A 19,950-nucleotide genomic window follows, 5' to 3' on the forward strand; every position below is an offset into this window, starting at 1 on the left:
GGAGCTTGCATGTCCACATCCAGGTTTGACGCCCTCACCAGGTGGGTCGCCGACCAGTACGGTCTCGATGCGACCGCCCTTACCCTCGCCCCAGCCGGGGGCGATGCGAGTTTTCGCCGCTATTTTCGCCTGAGACTTCCCTCCGGCGAAACACAAATTGTCATGGACGCCCCGCCCGAGCAAGAGGACTCCGCCCCGTTCGTGGCGATCGGCCAGCGGCTTCACGCGGCCAACCTGCCGGTGCCCGCCATTTATCAGGCGGATCTGGATCAGGGCTTTCTGCTGCTCGAGGACCTGGGCGATACGCCGCTTCAGACCAGATTCATCGATACCGCGAGCGTGCATGAGCACACGGCAGAGGCGCTCGCGCTGGTGAGCGCACTGCAAAACGCCGTTGACCCGAGCTTTCTTCCGCCATTTGACGAGGCGCTGCTGCGCCGCGAGCTCGCGCTATTTCCCGAGTGGTGCCTGAAGAGCTGGCTCGGCCTCGAGGTACCGACCTCGCTCGCCGCTTTCGAGGATGAGCTCACGCGGCTGGCGCTTTCGCAGCCGGTAGTGAGTGTACATCGAGACTTCGATGCCATGAACCTCATGCCCCACGCCGGGCGCCTTTACATGATCGATTTCCAGGACGCGGTGGCCGGGCCCATCACTTATGACGTCATATCGCTTCTGTGCGGGCGCTACTGGCGCTTTGACGCGAGTGATTTCGACGCGCTGGCGCTGGCGTTTCACGCCCGGGCACGCCAGGACGGGCGCCTGCCGGCAAGCGTCGACGCGGCGGCGTTTTTGCGCTGGTGTCGCGCGATGGCTGCCCAGCGCTCGCTGAAGGTGCTGGGCATTTTCTGCCGTCTGACCCTGCGCGACGCCAAAACCGGCTACCTCGAGCGGCTGCCCCACTTTCTGGATCACCTCGAGGACAGCTTGGCCGGGCTCTCAAGCCACGACGATTTCGCCCGCTGGACGCGCGATACGCTGCGCCCGGCCATCGCCGCCAAGCTGGAAGATTCACCATGAAGGCGATGATTCTGGCCGCCGGGCTCGGCACGCGCATGCGCCCGCTGACCGACACCTGCCCCAAGCCCTTGCTGACCGTAGGCGGCAAGGCGCTGATCGAGCATCATCTGGCGCACCTGGCCCGAGCCGGCATTTTTGAGGTGGTGATCAACGTAAGCTACCGCGCCGAGCAGATCATGGAGGCCCTGGGCGACGGCGCGCGCTACGGGCTCTCGATCACCTACAGCGTGGAACAGACGCCGCTGGAAACCGGCGGCGGCATCCTCAACGCTCTGCCGCTTCTGGGCGAGGCGCCCTTTTTGCTGGTCAATGGCGACGTCTGGTGTGACGCCCTGCCTACCCCAACGCTGGTGCCTCAGGCGCTCGCCCACCTGATGCTGGTGGACAACCCGCCCCAGCACCCAAACGGCGACTTCTCGCTCGAACAGGGCCTGGCGGGACTCGATACGCCGGCGCTTACCTACTCGGGCATCGCCGTGATTCATCCGGCGCTGTTTCAGGGCTGCTCCCCCGGCGCCTTCGCGCTGGCGCCGCTTCTAAAAGAGGCGATTGCCCGCGGGCAGGTCAGCGCCGAGCACTTTACCGGCCACTGGGTGGACGTCGGCACGCCGGCGCGCCTAAAAGCGCTCGAGGATTTTTTGACGTCATCGACCCACCGTTTCAACGAGGAGTCACCGTGAGCCTTGCCGACGACATCGCCGTCACACCCTTGGTCGCCGTTTACGGCACGCTGAAAAAGGGGCTCAATAATGCCTATCTATTGGAGGGCGCCGAGTTCGTCGGCGCGGATACCAGCCGCGTGCTCACGCTTTACGACGTGGGCCCTTATCCCGGCGCCAAACAGCGCGAATCGAAAGGCATTGCGCTGGAGGTCTACCGCGTCGATGAGGCCATGCTCGCCCGTCTCGACGTGCTGGAGGATCACCGACTCGACGCCCCGGGAGAAGGCGAGTATCAGCGCGTCACGCTGACCACCCGCTTCGGCGAGGCGTGGGTCTATCTCTACAATCCGGAGATCGCGGACTTCATCGCCATCGATGAAGGTGGCTGGCCGCTGCCGCGCTAAGGGTCTCGAGTGGCAGGCGTGCTATGCTGCGCGCATCAGTCGTGGAGCTGGCGCCCTTCTCAAGCGCGCCAGGCATCCCTGGAACAGACTCAAAACGTATTCAAACCCCGGCATCAGTTAAAAGGAGAGCCGCGTGAAAGCACGAGTGAAATGGACAGACGGGCGCCAGTTCGTGGCGGAATCGGGCAGCGGCCACAGCGTGGTGATCGACGGGCCGCCGGATCACGGCGGGCGCAACACCGGCCCACGCCCGATGGAAATGCTGTTGATGGGCATGGGCAGCTGCACGGCGTTTGATGTATTGAACATTCTCGACAAGGCGCGAGCCGATGTCACCGACTGCGTGGCCGAGATCGACGCCGAACGCGCCGACGAGGTGCCCTCGGTGTTCACCCGCATCCACGTGCATTTCGTGGTCACCGGGCGCAACCTCAAGGAGAAGCAGGTGCAGCGCGCCGTCGAGCTCTCGGCGGAAAAGTACTGCAGCGCTTCGATCATGCTGGTCAAGGGCGGCGTTGACGTCACGCACTCCTTCGAGATCCAGGACGCTGCGTCGTAAAAAAATGGCCAGCCGGGATGCAACGCGGGCCGCGGGGGGGCATAATAGCCCGCCCTCGCGCCCGACGCGGGGCGCTCAACATTTGCGAATCGGTTCCGGCGCTGGCTCGTCGGGGTGTTTTCACTGCCATCAGGAGGCGCGGAATTGCCTGATAATCTCCGACTCCACGGGTTTAACAACCTCACCAGCTCGTTAAGCTTCAATATTTACGATATTTGCTACGCCAAGACCGAAGAGCAGCGCGGCGCGTATATCGACTATATCGATGAGCTGTATAACGCCGAGCGTCTTACCCAGATTCTCAAGGATGTGACCAACATCATTGGCGCGCACGTACTCAACATCGCGCGCCAGGACTACGAGCCCCACGGCGCCAGCGTGACCATCTTGATCGCCGAGCACGAGCTCGACGAGCCGGTCGCCCAAACGACGCCCGGTCCGGGCCCGCTGCCGGAAACCGTGGTCGGCCACCTGGACAAGAGCCACGTGACGGTGCACAGCTACCCCGAGTCCCACCCGGACAACGGCATCAGCACCTTCCGCCTGGATATCGATGTCTCCACCTGCGGCCACATCAGCCCGCTCAAGGCGCTGAACTACCTGATTCACAGCTTCGATTCCGATATCGTCACCATGGATTACCGGGTACGCGGCTTCACTCGCGACGTCGACGGTAAAAAGCTTTTCATCGACCACGCCATTACCTCGATTCAGGACTACCTGGCCGAGGACACCAAACAGGCGTATCAGATGATGGATGTGAACGTGTATCAGGACAACATGTTCCATACCAAGATGCTGCTCAAGGATTTCGAGCTGGACAACTATCTGTTCGGCACCTCACGGCGCGACATCACCTTCGAGGAGGCGCGCGACATCGAAAGCCGCCTGCGCAAGGAGATGCTGGAGATCTTCTACTCGCGCAATCTCGATTAAGCGCCTACCGGCCGCATACGAAAAAGCCGACGCCCATGCGTCGGCTTTTTTTTGATAGTGGCCGCCTCATGATGCTCGCGTGGTCTTGAGCAATCCGTAGCGGGGGTTTTTCGCCAAGGATGGCGAAAGTAGCCTACAAGGATGTATTCATGGCGCCCCGCGTAGGGTTGCTCAAGACCACCTCCACGCTAGTAAACCTCCCCATCCCCCTCCGGGCGCGTCTTGAAGCGCCGGTGAAGCCACAGGTACTGCTCCGGGTGCTTGCGGATCGCCCGTTCGATGAACTGGTTCACCCGGGTGGCGTCGTCCACTTCATCCTTGCTCGGGAAATTCTCGAAGGCCGGCAGACACTCGATGGTGTAGGTGCGGTTATCCGGATTGCGGTGGAACATCAAGGGCACTACCGGCGCGCCGGTCATGCGCGCGATCTTCGAGGTCAGACGAATGGTCGCCGCCTGCTGGCCAAAGAGCGGCGCAAATACGCTGACATCGCGGCCGAAGTCCTGGTCCGGCGAGTACCAGACGATATGCCCCGCCTTGATGCGACGCACGACCCCGCGTAGGTCGTGGCGGTCGATCGCCTGGCCGAAAATCCGCGAGCGGGCCCGGGTCATGAAGCGCTCGAACAGCGGATTATTGTGCGGCCGGTAGACCACGTCCGCCGGAAAGAAGAGCGAGTGCAGCGCCCCGCCTAAATCCAGCGTCGAGAAGTGAATGCCGACGACCAGCACGCCCTTGCCCTGAGCTTTGGCCCGGGCCAGGTGCTCCTCGCCATGGTAGGCCACCCGGTGGCGAAAGCCCTCGGCGCGGCGACACCAGCCGGTGGCGGTCTCGACCAGCCCGATACCGTTGGCGATGAAGGTCTGTTTGACCAGCTGGCGCTGCTCCTCAGCGCTTTTTTCCGGAAAGCAGAGCGCGATGTTGGTCGCGGTGATATGGCGCCGGCGCTTGATCAGCGCCCAGGCCATCAGCCCGATGAGCTTGCCGATCGCGAGCTTCAGCCGCCAGGGCAGCCAGGCCACAACAACCATCGCGCCGATGGCAAGCCAGGTCGACCAGTAGCGCGGGTGAGCAAACGAACGGGGAAAGGGTTTCTTCGACATTCCAATAACCTTGATCAAGCGCCGTGATAGCGGCGCGGCACCCGGGGCAGCACCCCGGTCAAGAGCGTATAGCTGATCGTGTCGCAGTGGCGGGCGACCTCGTCCACCGACAAAAGCGCCCCACAGGCGCTTTGGCCCCAGAGCGTCACGTCGCTGCCGATCGCAACACCGCTCACGTCGGTCACATCCACGGTGAGCATGTCCATCGACACGCGCCCGACGATCCGGCAGCGCTGACCGTTAACCAGCACCGGCGTGCCGTCTTTTGCGTGACGATCGACGCCGTCACCGTAGCCCGCGGCGACCACGGCGATCAATGAGCGCCCGGGTGCGCGCCAGCGCCCGCCGTAGCCGACCGGCTCGTTTGCCTCGATCTCGCGCAGCGCGATGATTTCCGAGCGCAGGCTCATGACCGGGCGAAGCGCCTGGGTAATGGCGTTGTCCACTTCCAGCGGATTGCTGCCGTAAAGCATTACCCCGGGCCGGTTCCAGGCGCCGTGAGCAGCGGGATAGGCAAGCGTGGCCGGCGAGTTGGCCAGACACAGCGGCGCGCCGAGGGCGTTTCCAAGTGCCGCGACACTTTGAAGCTGGCGCTCGAAGTAGCCGCTGTCGCCGGCATCCGCCGTGGCGAAGTGGCTCATCAGGTGAAGCTCGCCGACTCCAGGGGCGGCCTCGAGTCGGCGCCAAATGGCCTCTACCCGGTCGGGCTCGAACCCCAGCCGATGCATGCCGGAGTCGACCTTGACCCAGACGGGGATCGGCGTTTGGGGCGTAAACGCCAATAGCGCCTCGATTTGCCACTCGCTGTGCACGCTGGTCCATAAGTCGTGAGCATCGATAAGAGCGAGCTCTTCGGCGTCGAAGAAGCCCTCGAGCAGTACGATGGGAGCGGTGATGCCGCCTTCGCGCAGCGTGATCGCCTCTTCAATACACGCCACCGCCAACGCCGGCGCGAGCGGCGCAAGCGCCCGGGCACAGGCGAGTGCGCCGTGGCCGTAGGCGTTGGCCTTGATCACCGCCACGGACCGGCTTTGGGGCGCGCAGCCGGCGGCCACGCGGTAGTTGTGACGCAGCGCGTCGAGATCGATATGGGCCGCCAGCGGGCGCATGGCTCTTCTCACTTACCAGGCGCTGAAACGGCGCCTGCGGTTTTCATTCGGGTATAAAAAAGCCCAACGTATTGGGCCGGGTCATCTGCCTGGATACCGGCGCACCGGCTGGCCGGTGCGCCCTGTCTTGCCGCTGGCAAGTCTCGCGGGAAGCAGTGCTTTAAGGCTTAGCTCTCGAAAATGGCGTCGAGAGAGAGGCCCTGTTTTTCCAGCGAGCGACGAAGCTTCTTTAGCGCTTCGACCTGGATTTGACGAACCCGCTCGCGAGTCAGACCAATTTCAGCGCCGACTTCCTCGAGGGTCGCCGACTCGTGGCCTCGAAGGCCAAAACGGCGAACCACGACTTCGCGCTGCTTTTCACTGAGCTCGTCGAGCCAGTGATCGACGTGCTCGCGCACGTCACCGTCGACCAGTAGCGATTCCGGGCCGGAGACATCGTCGTCAGCCAGGGTGTCGATCAACGGTTTGTCGCTTTCGCCGCCCATGGGGTAATCCACCGACGACACGCGCTCGTTCAAGCCCAGCATTTTCTTGACCGTGCTCACCGGTTTGTCGAGATGCTCGGCAATCTCTTCGGCGGTCGCCTCGTGGTCGAGCTTTTGCGTCAGCTCACGCGCGGCACGCAGATAGATGTTGAGCTCCTTGACTACGTGGATGGGCAAACGAATGGTGCGCGTCTGATTCATCAGCGCCCGCTCGATCGTTTGACGAATCCACCAGGTAGCGTAGGTCGAAAAACGAAATCCGCGCTCGGGGTCGAACTTCTCCACGGCGCGAATGAGGCCCAAATTGCCCTCCTCGATCAGATCGAGCAGCGTCAAACCCCGGTTGAGGTAGCGTCTGGCGATCTTGACCACCAGGCGCAGGTTGGATTCGATCATCCGCGAGCGACCCAGCGGGTCCCCCTTGCGCGCTAGCCGGCCATAATAGACCTCCTCTTCCGGCGTCAAAAGCGGCGAAAAACCGATTTCGTTGAGATAAATTTGCGTAGCGTCCAGGCTCTGGGTCGACTGTCGATCTTCGCGCCCCAGTGCTTTTTCGAAGGCATCTTCCTCTTCGTTGGCGGATTCCTCGGCATCGTCCAATGCCTCCTCCGCGGTCTCGAGGTCAACCTCCTGCAGGTCCTTCTCCAGCATGCTCATGATCTTACCCCCGTTGTCTTGCCTAACCGCCATGTAAAAAAGTGTGGGTGGTCGTACTGTCTGTACGCGCTCACCGTTATTGTTATATGACGCTCTTATCAAGCTGTTCGGGTTTTTCTAAAGGCGCGGGGCGCCTTGGCCAAGCCGATCAAAGAGAGCGCTTTATCGCGATGGTAAAAAGTCCAAGGGGTTTTCGGGCTGGCCATCGCGGCGCACCTCGAAATGAAGTTTGACGCTGTCGGTGTCGCTATCGCCCATGGTGGCAATGACTTCTCCTGCCTCGACCACATCGTTTTCGCTGACGCGCAAGCTGTCGTTGTGCGCGTAAGCGCTAAGAAACTGGTCATTGTGTTTGAGTAGTATGAGGTTGCCATAACCCCGTACTCCGCTACCGGCGTAGACCACGATGCCTGGACCGGCGGCTCTTACAGGTTGCCCCTTTTGTCCCGTGATATCAATCCCGGCGGTGATCGTTTCGCCCTCACCAAAGCCACCGGCGACCTGGCCATCCGCCGGCCAGCGCCAGTTGATGGTCTCGGCCGGCGTGAAGGTGCGCGAGGAGCGATCCGGAGCCGCGGGCGCTTCGGGCGCGGCGGCGGGCTCGGGTGTCGACTCCACCGGTTCGGGCTGCGGCTCGGGCTCAGCGGGTGCCTCCGGCTCCGGCGTGGCGGCGGGCGCCTCCTCTATCGACGACTCGGCCTCAGGTTCGGCGATGGGCGCCTCTTCACGCGCCGGCGCCTGGCCGTCATTACTGCCGTTATTGGTGTCGCCGCGCTCGGCGGTGATGCGCTGATTGCGCTCGATGGCACTCTCATCCGGCAATAGCCAGTCCATCTGCTGGTCGCTTGACTGAACGGTGTTTTGGCCTCCGGTCTCGTTGCTAGCGATCGCCACTCCACCGCCCAGACCAGTAGCTACCGCGCCCCCCTGACGCGCCGGCGGCGACTGATCGGCCGGGCTCGGCCCTTGAGCATTCGCCCCGCCGCCCTGGCGCAGCGTGATGGTCTGGCCGGGTTGAATCTGATACGGCGGGGCGATGTTGTTCATCGCCGCCAGCTCCCGGTAGTCCAAATTGTATTGCCAGGCGATGCCATAGAGCGTGTCGCCCGGCGCGACGGTGTACTGGGGCGAGCTTTCCACCGCGCGGCGCGCCTCGCTCAGATCTCGTACCTGGGGCGCGTTTGACGGCTGATTGACGCAACCGCTGATGGCCAACGCCACCAAAGAGAGTGTAAAAACCTTACGCATGCAAACTCTACTCCTTTTCAACGCCGCGCGCCTTGTGTCGAACTGCCTGGTCCTTGAACGGCCCGCCGGCTAAGTACCACGACCAGCGCCGCGCCGATGAGCATCATGACAACGACGCCCGCTACCTGAGCGCTACCGTCGATCAGGTTAGCGTAGTCACCTGGCAGCAGGTAGCGGTGCGATAGCGCAATGATCTGCCCTTCGGGGCCCATTTGATAGCTAAGAAGTTCGCGCCAGGGCCACAGCACCGGTAGCGAGCCGACGATGAAACCTAAAAGTAGCTGCATCGTGGCGTTGTGATGGCGCTTCAAAAGCCACCAGAGAAACCGTGAAAAGAGCATCAGACCGACAAGACAGCCCAAGCCAAACCACATGATAATACCGATGTCGAGACTTTTGATAGCCCCCATGATGGTGCCATAAAGCCCCATGGTGAGTAACAAAAAGCTTCCGGACACGCCGGGCAGCAGCATCGCGCTGATGGCGATGGCTCCAGCCACGACGACGATCAGCGCCTCGTTGCCCAACAGCAGCACCAGCGGCATCAATGCCGGCAGCGCCTGGGCAAGCAGCAGCCCGGCCAACAGCGGCAGCACGTACAAAAGCCGCCAGCGCCCGCTCGCCCGACCTACCACCAGCGCCGAGGCAGCGACCAGCCCGAAAAAGAAGCCGTCAAGCAGCAACGGGTGTGTGTGCATCAGCCAAAGCGCCAAGTGCGCCACGCTCACCAGGCTCAGCGCGATACCGGCCAGAAGCGGCACCAAAAAACCGAGATTCAGATGCGCAAAAAGGCCCCGCCAGCCGCCCTGGCGCCAGGCAGGCCAGGCACTGGGGCCGAACTGCTTGATGGTGTGGATCAGCTCTTCATAAATACCGGTGATGAAGGCAATCGTGCCTCCCGAAACGCCGGGCACCGCGTCGGCGGCGCCCATCCCGGCGCCTTTCAAAAATACGCCCAAGCGTCGATGCTTCAATCCACCACTCCTTGCAATAAAGGGACGAAGCGTACCGGCTCGAGACGGCGCTTCTCGAACGCCCCACCGATACGCTTGACCTGTGTTAGCCACTGGCTGCCGTCCGGCGCTTCCAGTGGCGCAATCAATACGCCGTGATGACCCAACTGCTCCAACAGCGCTTTGGGCAGCGTTTGCGCGCAGGCAGTCAACAGGATCACGTCGAACGTGTGCCCGCCGGGCCAGCCCTCGCCGCCGTCGGCGATCGCCAGATTCACACGGGCGTCGAGACTCGAAAGCCGCCCGGCCGCGCGCTCGCCAAGCGTGACGATTCGCTCGACGGAATAAAGCGTGGGTACCAGCCGCGAAAGCACCAGCGCCTGGTAGCCCGACCCGGTGCCTACTTCGAGCACCCGCCGGGGGTTGGCCTTGAGCACGAGCTCGGTCATGCGCGCCACGATGAACGGCTGCGAAAGCGTCTGGCCATAGCCAATCGGCAGCGCCGTGTCCTCGTACGCCCGGTGCGCCAGCGCCTCGTCGACGAACAGGTGGCGCGGCTCGGCGGCCATGACCTCGAGCACCCGCGCGTCAACAATGCCCTGGTCGATCAACCGTTCGACCATACGGTCTCGCGTGCGCTGGGAGGTCATCCCCCGCCCACGGCGCTCTGCCTGAAAGAGATCAGGCAAAAGCGTCCAGCCAGGCTTGCACGTCGCCCCGCGCCGGGTGGCGCGTCAAGTCGGTCTGTAGCGGCGTGATCGAGACGAAGCCTTCGTTGATTGCGGCGAAATCCGTGTCCTCGCCGTCGTCGGCGTTGGCCGCCACCGGCGCGATCCAGTAGCGCGTGCGCCCGCGCGGATCCTTGATCGGTACCGCCTTCTCCGCCGGGCCGCGATAGCCAAGCCTTGTCACGCGCACGCCCTTGATCTCCTCCCAGGGCAAATCCGGCACGTTGACGTTCAAAAGGGTTCTTGGCGGCAGCGACAGCGTATCGGCAGCGCCGACGAGTGTCGCCGCCATGCGCGCGGCGCTCTCGAAATGGCGCTCGCCGCAAAGCGACATGGCGATCGCGCTCATGCCCAGGTTGCGCCCTTCCATGGCCGCCGCAACGGTGCCGGAGTAAAGCACGTCGTCGCCCAGGTTGCTACCGTGATTGATCCCGGCGATCACGAGATCCGGGCGCTCGTCCCACACCCCGTTCACGCCGAGATAGACGCAGTCGGCGGGTGTGCCATCGACGCTGTAAAAGCCGCTGTCGAGCGCGGTGAGCGATAGCGGGCGCGACAGCGTCAGCGAGTTGCTCGCCCCGCTGCGGTCACGGTCCGGCGCCACCACGCGCAGTCTGGCGTGCTCGATGAGCCCGTCGTGCAGCGCGCGAAGCCCCGGGGCGTACACGCCGTCGTCGTTGGATAAAAGCAGTCGTCGCATGGGCCTCTCCCTGGGCAGTCGGTGTGGCGTGATTCCCTGACCGTGTGCACGGCACCAAATGTGCGAGTACGCTCGCGCAAGCGCGCCATCAAAAATCCGGGTGGTCGATCAGCTCGCGCAAAAGCGCGGTCGCAAAGCCGCCACGTGGCAAAGAAAATGCGAGCACTACGGCATCGGCCTCACGCGTCAGTACGGGCTCGATGACGCGCATCCTAAGCGCCCGGTGACTTTTTTTCACCCCCGCCCGGTTCAAACCGTCACACAGCGCGGCTTCGCGGGCGTAAAGCGCCTGCTCCAGCGCGCCGGCCTTACCGAGCGCAGCCTCGCCAACGCCCCAAAGCGGCCCCGCCGGATGAAGGTCGAGCGCTTCGGCGCGCGCGGTGAGCGTTTCATCAACCTCGTTTATACTAAACACGCTTTGGGTGCCGTCGAGCATCAGCGTATCGCCCGGTACCGGCGAGTGCCAGCTTCCATCACCCACCCGCGCGCTCAAAAACTCGTTGAACAAAAACGCGCGCGCCGTGGAGAGCAGCATGCCTTGGCGGTCGTCGCGCTTGCGCCAGCCCTTTTGCAGCACCGCGCGCGCCTTTCCCAGATTGCGCCCCTGGGCGCCAAAGCGCTGGGGGCCAAAGTAGCTGGCCACGCCTTCACGGCACAGCGCCTCCCAGCGTTTGGCGAACGCCTCGGTTTCGACGGCCTCGCCGCTTACGCGCAGGCGAAAGCGGTTGGTGCGGTGCACGCCGCGCTTGAGCTTGCGCGGGTGTCGCCCCTGCTCGACCAGGCGAATGCCCTGAACCGCGAGCGCCTCCTCCAGGCCCTCCGGCGACGGCCGGCCTGGCAGGTGGACGCTGAGCCACTGGCGCGTCACCGCGATTTTATCCTTCATGCCCGAGTAGCCAATGGCGCGCGGCGCCACCTCACACAGTCGGGCGAGGTGCTTGACCACCTCGAGGGTGGTCAGGCCGCGTTTTTCAAGGCGCAGCCACACATGCTCGCCCTCGCCTTGTGGGGTGAAGTCGAGCTGCTCATCGACGAAGAAATCCTCCGGTACCTGGCGGTACTGGCCCGGCGCGCGGGGGCCAAAGCGAGCCTCCAGCGCGCGGGGCCAGTCCGGCAGTGGATTCATCAGCGCGCCCCGGGCGTTAGCAGCACCACCGCCTCGGCGGCGATACCCTCACCCCGGCCGGTAAAGCCGAGCCGCTCGGTGGTGGTCGCCTTGACATTGACCTGGCCCAGCGTCACGCCGAGATCCAAAGCGATCACCTCGCGCATGGCGCCGATATGGGGCGCCATTTTCGGCGCCTGGGCCATGATCGTGGCGTCCAGATTGCCCACACTGAAGCCGGCCTTGCCCACCAGCGCGGCCACGTGGCGCAAGAGTGCACGGCTGTCGGCGCCTTTCCATTGTGGGTCGGTATCCGGGAAGTGGTGGCCGATGTCGCCAAGCGCGCAGGCGCCCAGCAGCGCATCGCTGATCGCGTGAAGCAGCACGTCGCCGTCGGAGTGGGCAACGAAGCCCTGCTCGAACGCGAGCCGAACCCCACCGACCATCAAATGATCACCCGGGCCGAAGCGGTGTACGTCGAATCCATGGCCAATACGCATGAGCACTACTCTTTACTGTTGCCGGCCTGCAGCGAGAGAATCGCCGCCGCTAGGGCAAGATCATCGGGATGAGTGATTTTCAGATTGTCGCGGCGGGCGCTGACGAGCTTTGGCGAAAGCCCCTGTGCCTCGATGGCGGAGGCTTCGTCGGTAACCGCCATGCCCAGCTCCTGCGCGTGGCTGAGCGCCCGTTTTAACAGCGCGAAGCGAAACCCCTGGGGCGTCAGTGCGTGCCAGAGCCCGTCGCGGGGCTCGGTATGCGCGCTGCGCCCGGCCTCCGTTTCGCGCTTCATGGTGTCTGCCACCGGCATGGCCAGAAGCGCCCCGCCCGGATGAATGCGAGCGTTATCGACCAGCGCGCGCAGATCCTCGACGCTGACGCAAGGGCGTGCCACGTCGTGCACGATGACCAGGTCGTTATCCTCGGCGTCGATCGCGTTCAGCGCGTTCTGGACGCTGTCGACCCGTTCGCGCCCACCGTCGACCCGCTGCCAGTGTTCAAACGGCACGAAGCGCGGATCGAAAAAGCGATCGTCGGCGTCCAGACAGAGTACCAGCCGCGCCTCTGGATAGGCGGCGTGCAGGCGCTTTAGTGTGTGGGCCAGCACCGGGCGGCCTTCGATCTCGAGATACTGCTTGGGCCGGTCGGCGCCCATGCGCCGGCCCTGGCCCGCCGCCGGCACCACCATCCAGAGGCGATCACTCATCGGCGGTCTCGCTCTCGGCGGCGACCGGGTTGGCGACCATTGCCGCGTTCAAACCGATCAGCTCGTTTTGAATCGCCACGCCCGGCACCCAGAAAAACTGCTCGTCGCTTCGCACCATGCCCATATCGCTACGGGCGCGCTCTTCGATGGCATCCAGACCGGTCTTGAGATCGGTGACCTCGGCGGCCAGCCGCGCGTTGCGCTCGCGCATGGGCACGTTCGCCGCCTCCTGTACCGTCACGCGCTGCTCGACGCGCTGCAGATCCTGCCAGCCGCCGTTACCCAGCCAAAGCTGATACTGTAAAAATCCCAGAACGCCCACCAGGGCGATCACCAGCCATCGATGCATCGAAGCTTCCTGTAATCGAGTGCCTTTTCAAGGCGTGAACGGCGCGCATTATGCCAGCAAGCGGGCCTGGCAGCGAGCCGTGTGTCGCGAGCTGCGCTATGACAACGCCTTGAACGGCAGCGCCTCCAGCGCCGCCTGGCGGTAAGCCTTGACGTGTTCACCTTCCCGAGCGCAGAACTCGGCAACGCCGGCGGCAAGCCCTTCGTGGGCCAGGTAGTGAAGCGAGCGCGTGGGCGTCGGGGCGAAGCCGCGCACCAGCTTGTGCTCGCCCTGGGTGCCGGGGTCGAAAAGCGAAAGCCCCCGCTCCAGGCAGAACTCGATCCCCTGGTAGTAGCAGGCCTCGAAGTGCAAGCAGTCGGCGACCACTTCGCTGCCCCAGTAGCGCCCATAAAGCGTGGTGGCGCCGCGAAAGTAGAGCGCGGCGGCCACCGGGCGGTCGTCGACGAGCGCCTGCACGAGCAGCATCGACTCTGGCATGTTCCGGCGAAGCGCCTGAAAAAACGCCTCGTTGAGGTACGGCGGGCGGCCGCGCTCATGGTAGGTGATCGTGTAGCAGCGAAAAAAGTGCGCAAGCGCCTCAAGGTCGATCGCCTCGCCTTCCAGGCGCCTGAGCGTGATGCCCTGCTCGGCAACCAGGCGCCGCTCGCGCTTGATCGTCTTGCGCCGCTTGGCAGTGAGGCTTTCCAAAAAGCCATCAAAATCCTTGAAGCCGCGGTCGCGCCACTGAAACTGCACGCCGTGGCGAACGATCAGCTCCGGGCACTGGGCCTGCCAGGCATCGACTTCGTTGTCATTGGCAAACAGCAGATGCCAGCTCGAAAGCCCCAGCGTCTCGCACTGATCCCGCCACCCCCTGGCGAGCAGCGCAAAGGCGCTTTGGGCATCGATATCGCAGGCCACCAGCGTGCGCTGGCCCGGTACCGGGGTAAAGGGTACGGCGCTCAGCGCCTTGGGGTAGTAGTCGCCCCCGGCGCGCTCGAAGGCCTCTGCCCAGCCCCAATCGAACACGTACTCGCCGCTGGAGTGGCTTTTCAAATAAAGTGGCAGCGCCGCGACCAGCCGCTCCCCCTGCCATACGCAGAGATGACGCGGCTGCCAGCCGGTGGCCTCGCTTGCCGAGCCGCTTTGCTCCAGCGCGTTCAAAAAGGCGTGGCGTAAAAAAGGCTGTTCCGGGCTTACCAGCGCATCCCACTGCGCCTCTGGCACGTGCTCGATCGACGAGAGTGTGACCAAATTCAACGCCTGTGAAGACCTGCCATCCGTCATGAGCACCTCGCATTGAATGACTGTCGGTCATTTTACCGCTAACGAATAACGGCCATCGTCTGGCCGCTTTGACACCGAGTATCGCGCAATCAAACGCTCACTAGAACCCGGCATGGGCGTTTATCGCTTTACCAGACCAATCGGATGTAAAAAAATGGACGACGGGCCGGCAAATCGTTAAAGCCTGGCTAAAAACGACCGATAAAGAAGGGATTGCCCCATTCCTGGAACGACTATGCAAGCCGCCCGGATACCCGAAAATGAACCCCAGCGACTAGCGGCCCTGCACCACCTGGAGATGTTGGACACGCCGCCGGACGACATGCTCGACCGCTTGACCGAGCTTGCCTGCGACATCTTCGATGTGCCTATTGCCTTGATCACGCTGGTGGACACGGATCGCCAGTGGTTCAAATCACACACTGGCCTGGCCATACAGCAAACGCCGCGCGAGCACTCTTTCTGCGCCCACGCCGTTTTGAAAAACGACGTATTGATCATCGAAGACACGCTCAAGGACCCGCGCTTCGTCGATAATCCACTGGTGATCGGCAATCCGCACATCCGTTTTTACGTTGGGCATCCGTTGCGCCCGTTCGACGGTCAGGTGCTCGGCACGCTGTGTTTGATCGACCAGACCCCGCGCTACTTTAGCGAGCGGGAGCAGCGGCTTTTGGCCAATCTCGCCGCTCAGGTCGAGGATCTTTTCCAGCGCCACAAGCGCGAAGCCCTGCTTTCCCGCGATGCCGAACGCTTCGAGGCGCTGTTCAGCAAAAGCGCGGTGGCCAAGGTGCGGATCAGCCGCGACGGGGACATTAGCGCCATCAACCCCTCGGCGCTGAAGCTATTGGGTCTTGCGGCCGATGACGTTTTGCATCAAAGCATCGACATGCTGACGCCGCCGGAGATCGCCGCCGAGCACCACCACGCCATCAACGCTTACCTGGCCGGCGAGGCGCAGACGGTGATCGGCCTTGGCCGCGAAGTGGAAGCGCTGCACCGCGATGGCCACCGCGTGCCGGTTCACATGACGCTCAACGCCATTCACGACGCCCATCACAACGTCGTCGAGTTTCTGGCCGTGATGACCGACCTGAGCAATGTCTACGCCGCCAATCAGCGCATTCTCAAGGAGCAGAGCCTTTTAAAAGTGCTTCATCAAGGGATCACCGACTACCAGGCGCTGATGTCCGGCCAGCGGCTCTGGATATTCTTGATGGAAGCGCTGAGAGAGTTGACCGACAGCGACTACGCGCTGATCGGCGAGGTGCTGCCCACCGATACCAGCAACGCGCTCAAGATTCACGCACTGACCGATCTTTCCTGGAGCGAAACCTCCCACAAGCTGATGGAGCGACTGCGCAGCGGTGATATGACGCTCACCAAACCCGACACCCTTTTGGGTCGTGTATTTGCGTTTGGCGAGGTGGTGATTACCGACGATGTCTATGGTCATGAGAGCCGGGGCGGCTTTCCGCCCGGCCACCCGCGGCTGAATAACTACCTGGGCGTGCCGATTCTAAGCGGCGATCAAGTCATCGGCATGTACGCGATCGCCAACAGCCAGCAGCCGCTCAACCAGGCGCTGATCGACTGGCTTCAACCCTTCACCGACACCTGCGCACTGTTGATCAATCTCTACCGTCAGATGGCCGAGCGCGAGCACGTGCTCCAGGCGCTGGCCGTCGCCCGTGACCAGGCCGAAGAGGCCAACCAGGCCAAGAGCGAGTTTCTCTCCTCGATGAGCCACGAGCTGCGCACGCCCTTGAACGCGATCATCGGTTTCGCGCAGCTTTTGGACAAGGGCCGGCGCGACCCGCTCAGTGACAAGCAGCAGCGCCAGGTACAGCAGATCGAAAAAAGCGGTCAGCATCTTTTGGGCCTGATCAACGAAATCCTCGATCTCGCGCGGATCGAATCCGGATATTTGGCACTGTCGCTTGAGCCGATCTCCGTGAGTGCCGTGCTCGACGACGCCTGCGCCACTCTCGAAGCCAACATCGAGGCGGCGGGCATTACGCTCGAGCGCGCGCCGCTGGCGGCGGGCTGGCGGGTGCTGGCGGACTACACCCGCACCAAGCAGGTGCTTTTAAACCTGCTCTCCAACGCCATCAAGTACAACTGCGCACGCGGGCGCATCGAGATACGCGCCGTTGCCCAGGGCAATGCGCTTAAAATCAGCGTGCGCGATACCGGCGCCGGCATCGCCCCGGAGCGCCAAAGCGAGCTGTTCGAGCCGTTCAACCGGCTGGATGCGGAGTACGGCGCCATCGAGGGTACCGGCATCGGGCTTGCCATCACCCGGGAGCTTGTTCATCGCATGCACGGCAAGGTGGGCGTCGAGAGCGCCCAGGGCATGGGCGCCACGTTCTGGTTCACGCTCCCGCTGACCGACGAAGGGGTCGAAGCTGCTCCCGAAAGCGAAGCGCCGCTTAATCACCGCGCACACGCTTCGCAGTGTCGCATTCTCTACGTCGAGGACAACTCGACCAACCAGCGACTGATGCAGGACATTCTCGAGGAGGTGGAGGAGGTGGAGGCGGTGGATTTGGAAGTGGTGGGCAGCGCCGAGCTTGCGCTGGAAATACTGCGCCACACCCGCTTCGACCTGGTGCTTTTGGACATCAATCTGCCCGGAATGAACGGCTATCAGGCGCTCAAGGCGCTACGCCAGAACCCAGCGCTCGACGCCATGAGCGTGGTGGCGCTTTCCGCCAACGCCACGCCTCAGGATATCGAAAAAGGGCTTGCCGCCGGATTCGACGAGTATCTCACCAAGCCTCTGGACATCGATAAACTCACGAAGGCGCTCGAGGAGCATCTTCACCCAGCACCTGGAAGCGATCTATGAAACTGGCCCAAAAGCACCTGCTGGTCGTGGATGACAACGCCATCAATGTCGAGCTTCTGACCGACCTGCTCGAGGAGCACGGCTACGACAACGTACACGGCCTGAGCGATTCCCGCGAGGTACTCGGCTACTGCCAACGCCACTGCCCCGATCTGATTTTGCTCGATATTCGCATGCCGCACCTGGACGGCTACGCGGTCACCGAGGCGCTCAAGGCGCACTGCGGCGAGGCGCTACCTCCCATCATCGTGCTCACCGCGCAAATCGATGACGAAACGCGCCACCGCGCGCTGGCCTTGGGCGTTAGAGATTTCATTACCAAGCCGTTCAAACATGACGACGTAATGCAGCGTATTCGCAACACGCTGGAGCTCGAACAGCGCTATCAACGCAGCACCCGTCAGGCGCAGAGCTTCAAGCGCCTGGCTGACGAGCACTCTCAGGCGCTGGACCAGCAGCTGCGCACGGATACCATCACCCAACTGCCCAATCGGCGAGCGATGACCCATGCGCTCGAGCGCGCTGCCCGCGACAAGGCGCCGACCGGACTTTTGTTCATCGCCATCGACCAGCTCGACGATGTCGTGCGCCTTCACGGTTACGCCATCGCCGATCAGCTGCTGCTTCACGTTAGCCAACAGCTTCAGAACCAGCTGCAAAGCGATGTCACCCTCGGCATCTGGGGCGGCAGCGAGCTTCTGGTCATCCTGCCCGAAACGAGTCACGAGCGGCTGACCGGCCGGGCCATTCATCTGCTGGAGTGCTTCAACCAGGACCAGGCGCTGGAGGATTTGTTGCTACCGCTGGGGGCCAGAATCGGTATCAGCAGCGCCCATCAGGGCTTTGATCCGGAGCGGCTGGTACACATGGCGGCGCTGGCGTTGCCACAGAAAAACGCCCCCGTGCGCGTGCAAAGCTATAACGAAGAGCTCGAAACCCTTCAGCGTCAGCGGCTGCGCCTACAGCAGTCGATTCGTGGCGCCACCGAGCGCGGTGAGATCAGCCTCGCCTTCCAGCCCAAGATCTCGCTGTCGGACGACCGCGTGATCGGCGCCGAGGCGCTGATCCGCTGGGACCATCCCACGCTTGGGCGCGTTTCGCCGGCGGAGTTCATCCCGCTGGCCGAGGCCAGCGGCGATATTCTCGCCATCGGCGAATGGGTCATCGAAGAGGCGCTTCGTCACATCGTGGCCTGGCGCCATCAGGGGCTTTTGAACGACCAGTTTCATATCGCGGTCAACGTCGCCGCCCGCCAGCTCGCCCGACGCGACTTCGCCGACACATTGCTCAAAACGCTCGAGACCTACGAGGTACCGACGGACTTTCTCTCATTGGAGGTGACCGAGTCCGGGCTTTTGAGCGACATGCACAACGCCCGCCTGCAGCTTGCCAAGCTCGCCCAGTTCAACATCGCCGTGGCCATCGACGATTTTGGCACCGGCCACTCATCGCTTGCCTATATCAAAACACTGCCCTTCTCGACGCTGAAGATCGATCGCGCCTTCGTCATGGATCTGGAGGATACGGAGGTCGACCGACACCTGGCGCTGGCGATCACGCGGCTGGCCCACGCCGTGGGGTGCGACGTGGTCGCCGAGGGCATCGAAACCAAGCCCCAGGCGGATTACCTGCGCTCCATTGGTTGTGAGGCGGCGCAGGGGTATTATTATGCCCGCCCCCTGCCCGCCGATGAGTTCTTCGACTGGTGCGCGCAGTGGGGAGACGCCCACCCTTCGACGAATGCTCTGGAACCCACATGGCCCACGATCTCCTCGACCGCCTGCGCGAACGGCTCAACGATCTAAACCGCTCGGAGTTCAAGGTGGCCAACGTCATCATGGACGACCCGGTGGCCGCCACGAGCCTGAGCATTGCAAGCCTGGCCCAGGCCGCCGGGGTCAGCGAGCCAACGGTGAACCGGTTTTGCCGCAACTTCGGGGCCAAGGGCTATCCGGACTTCAAGATCAAGCTGGCTCAGAGCCTGGCCGGCGGCACGCCCTACGTGACCCGCGCGGTCGAGCCTGGTGACAGCGCCACCCAGTACACGCCGAAAATCTTTGGCGCTACGATCGCCGCGCTCAAGGAGGCCGAGCGCCAGGTCGACATGGCCGCGATCGAGCGCATGGTCGACTACCTGACCCAGGCCAAGCACATCCACTTTTTTGGCCTTGGCGCCTCCGGCGCGGTCGCTCAGGACGCGCAGCACAAGTTCTTTCGCTTCAACCTGCCGGTCATGGCCTATATCGACGTGCTGATGCAGCGTATGGTGGCCGCGGCCTGCCACACAGGCGACGTGATCGTGATCATCTCCTACACCGGGCGCACCCGAGAGCTCGTCGATATCGCCAAACTCGGGCGCGCCGCCGGCGCGGTGGTGCTGGGCATCACCGCCCCCCACTCGCCGCTTGCCAACGAGTGCACGGCAACGCTGGATGTCGCCACCCCGGAGGACACCGACCACTACATGCCGATGACCTCGCGGGTCATCCAGCTTACCCTGATCGATGCGCTGGCCACCGGTGTGACGCTGCGCCGCGGTGAGGATTTCCTGCCGCACCTCAAGAAAATCAAGGAGAGCCTGCGCGAGACGCGCTTTCCGCTGGAGTAGTCG

20 protein-coding genes are annotated in these 19,950 nt (G+C 63.3%); 8 read left to right on the forward strand and 12 right to left on the reverse strand.

Going from position 1 to position 19,950, the window contains the following annotated elements; translation table 11 throughout:
- The first annotated feature begins 9 nt into the window (after window positions 1-9).
- The 5 genes from OCT39_RS12685 (at window position 10) to speD (ending at window position 3,578) form a co-directional block, all read left to right on the forward strand.
- Complete coding sequence (locus tag OCT39_RS12685; RefSeq protein ID WP_263584830.1) at window positions 10-1,017, forward strand: aminoglycoside phosphotransferase family protein; 1,008 nt, start codon at window positions 10-12, stop codon at window positions 1,015-1,017.
- Window positions 1,014-1,697 carry an N-acetylmuramate alpha-1-phosphate uridylyltransferase MurU gene (gene murU, locus OCT39_RS12690; RefSeq protein ID WP_263584831.1) on the forward strand — a complete coding sequence of 228 codons (684 nt, stop codon included), beginning with the start codon at window positions 1,014-1,016 and terminating at the stop codon, window positions 1,695-1,697. The genes OCT39_RS12685 and murU overlap by 4 nt, the downstream gene beginning before the upstream one ends.
- Entirely contained in the window at window positions 1,694-2,083 is a 390-nt protein-coding gene (locus OCT39_RS12695) for a gamma-glutamylcyclotransferase (RefSeq protein ID WP_263584832.1), read from the forward strand. The genes murU and OCT39_RS12695 overlap by 4 nt, the downstream gene beginning before the upstream one ends.
- Before the next feature lie 133 nt (window positions 2,084-2,216).
- Complete coding sequence (locus OCT39_RS12700) at window positions 2,217-2,642, forward strand: OsmC family protein (protein ID WP_263584833.1); 426 nt, start codon at window positions 2,217-2,219, stop codon at window positions 2,640-2,642.
- Window positions 2,643-2,786: 144 nt separating this feature from the next.
- Window positions 2,787-3,578: an adenosylmethionine decarboxylase gene (gene speD / locus OCT39_RS12705; RefSeq protein WP_263584834.1), complete on the forward strand. Its 792-nt coding sequence runs from the start codon at window positions 2,787-2,789 to the stop codon at window positions 3,576-3,578.
- 188 nt (window positions 3,579-3,766) lie between these two features.
- Here the strand turns inward: speD and lpxL are convergent, their stop codons facing one another.
- From lpxL to OCT39_RS12765, 12 genes are all read right to left on the reverse strand, one after another.
- Window positions 3,767-4,681: an LpxL/LpxP family Kdo(2)-lipid IV(A) lauroyl/palmitoleoyl acyltransferase gene (gene lpxL, locus OCT39_RS12710; RefSeq protein WP_263584835.1), complete on the reverse strand. Its 915-nt coding sequence runs from the start codon at window positions 4,679-4,681 to the stop codon at window positions 3,767-3,769.
- A 14-nt stretch (window positions 4,682-4,695) separates the two neighbouring features.
- Entirely contained in the window at window positions 4,696-5,790 is a 1,095-nt protein-coding gene (gene alr, locus OCT39_RS12715; protein WP_263584836.1) for an alanine racemase, read from the reverse strand.
- Between the two features lie 167 nt (window positions 5,791-5,957).
- Window positions 5,958-6,932 (reverse strand): RNA polymerase sigma factor RpoS, encoded by a 975-nt coding sequence (gene rpoS / locus OCT39_RS12720; RefSeq protein ID WP_263584837.1) that lies wholly within the window; start codon window positions 6,930-6,932, stop codon window positions 5,958-5,960.
- A 162-nt stretch (window positions 6,933-7,094) separates the two neighbouring features.
- Complete coding sequence (locus tag OCT39_RS12725; RefSeq protein ID WP_263584838.1) at window positions 7,095-8,180, reverse strand: peptidoglycan DD-metalloendopeptidase family protein; 1,086 nt, start codon at window positions 8,178-8,180, stop codon at window positions 7,095-7,097.
- Between the two features lie 17 nt (window positions 8,181-8,197).
- Entirely contained in the window at window positions 8,198-9,154 is a 957-nt protein-coding gene (locus OCT39_RS12730; RefSeq protein ID WP_263584839.1) for a DUF368 domain-containing protein, read from the reverse strand.
- A complete protein-coding gene (locus tag OCT39_RS12735) occupies window positions 9,151-9,783 on the reverse strand; it encodes a protein-L-isoaspartate(D-aspartate) O-methyltransferase (protein WP_263584840.1) in 633 nt (210 codons plus the stop codon). Before OCT39_RS12735 ends, OCT39_RS12730 begins: the two co-directional genes overlap by 4 nt.
- A gap of 31 nt (window positions 9,784-9,814) precedes the next feature.
- Window positions 9,815-10,561, reverse strand: a complete 747-nt coding sequence (gene surE, locus OCT39_RS12740; RefSeq protein WP_263584841.1) for a 5'/3'-nucleotidase SurE — start codon at window positions 10,559-10,561, stop codon at window positions 9,815-9,817.
- Between the two features lie 88 nt (window positions 10,562-10,649).
- Window positions 10,650-11,687 carry a tRNA pseudouridine(13) synthase TruD gene (gene truD / locus OCT39_RS12745; RefSeq protein ID WP_263584842.1) on the reverse strand — a complete coding sequence of 346 codons (1,038 nt, stop codon included), beginning with the start codon at window positions 11,685-11,687 and terminating at the stop codon, window positions 10,650-10,652.
- Window positions 11,687-12,166, reverse strand: a complete 480-nt coding sequence (gene ispF / locus OCT39_RS12750) for a 2-C-methyl-D-erythritol 2,4-cyclodiphosphate synthase (RefSeq protein ID WP_263584843.1) — start codon at window positions 12,164-12,166, stop codon at window positions 11,687-11,689. Before ispF ends, truD begins: the two co-directional genes overlap by 1 nt.
- A gap of 5 nt (window positions 12,167-12,171) precedes the next feature.
- On the reverse strand, window positions 12,172-12,873 hold the full coding sequence (ispD, locus tag OCT39_RS12755; RefSeq protein WP_263584844.1) for a 2-C-methyl-D-erythritol 4-phosphate cytidylyltransferase: 702 nt from the start codon (window positions 12,871-12,873) through the stop codon (window positions 12,172-12,174).
- Window positions 12,866-13,222, reverse strand: coding sequence for a cell division protein FtsB (gene ftsB, locus OCT39_RS12760; protein ID WP_263584845.1), 357 nt, complete (start codon window positions 13,220-13,222; stop codon window positions 12,866-12,868). The genes ispD and ftsB overlap by 8 nt, the downstream gene beginning before the upstream one ends.
- A gap of 96 nt (window positions 13,223-13,318) precedes the next feature.
- Entirely contained in the window at window positions 13,319-14,488 is a 1,170-nt protein-coding gene (locus OCT39_RS12765) for a GNAT family N-acetyltransferase (protein ID WP_263584846.1), read from the reverse strand.
- A gap of 235 nt (window positions 14,489-14,723) precedes the next feature.
- On the opposite strand from OCT39_RS12765, the gene OCT39_RS12770 reads away from it, so the two are divergent.
- The 3 genes from OCT39_RS12770 to hexR are packed head-to-tail and all read left to right on the forward strand — an operon-like array spanning window position 14,724 to window position 19,947.
- Window positions 14,724-17,339, forward strand: a complete 2,616-nt coding sequence (locus tag OCT39_RS12770) for a GAF domain-containing protein (protein ID WP_263584847.1) — start codon at window positions 14,724-14,726, stop codon at window positions 17,337-17,339.
- Window positions 17,336-19,144, forward strand: a complete 1,809-nt coding sequence (locus OCT39_RS12775; protein WP_263584848.1) for an EAL domain-containing protein — start codon at window positions 17,336-17,338, stop codon at window positions 19,142-19,144. The genes OCT39_RS12770 and OCT39_RS12775 overlap by 4 nt, the downstream gene beginning before the upstream one ends.
- A complete protein-coding gene (gene hexR / locus OCT39_RS12780; RefSeq protein ID WP_263584849.1) occupies window positions 19,096-19,947 on the forward strand; it encodes a transcriptional regulator HexR in 852 nt (283 codons plus the stop codon). Before OCT39_RS12775 ends, hexR begins: the two co-directional genes overlap by 49 nt.
- The last annotated feature ends 3 nt before the right edge of the window (window positions 19,948-19,950 follow it).

The sequence above is a fragment of the Halomonas sp. GD1P12 genome, from assembly GCF_025725645.1.
In the GTDB taxonomy this organism is placed as follows: domain Bacteria; phylum Pseudomonadota; class Gammaproteobacteria; order Pseudomonadales; family Halomonadaceae; genus Vreelandella.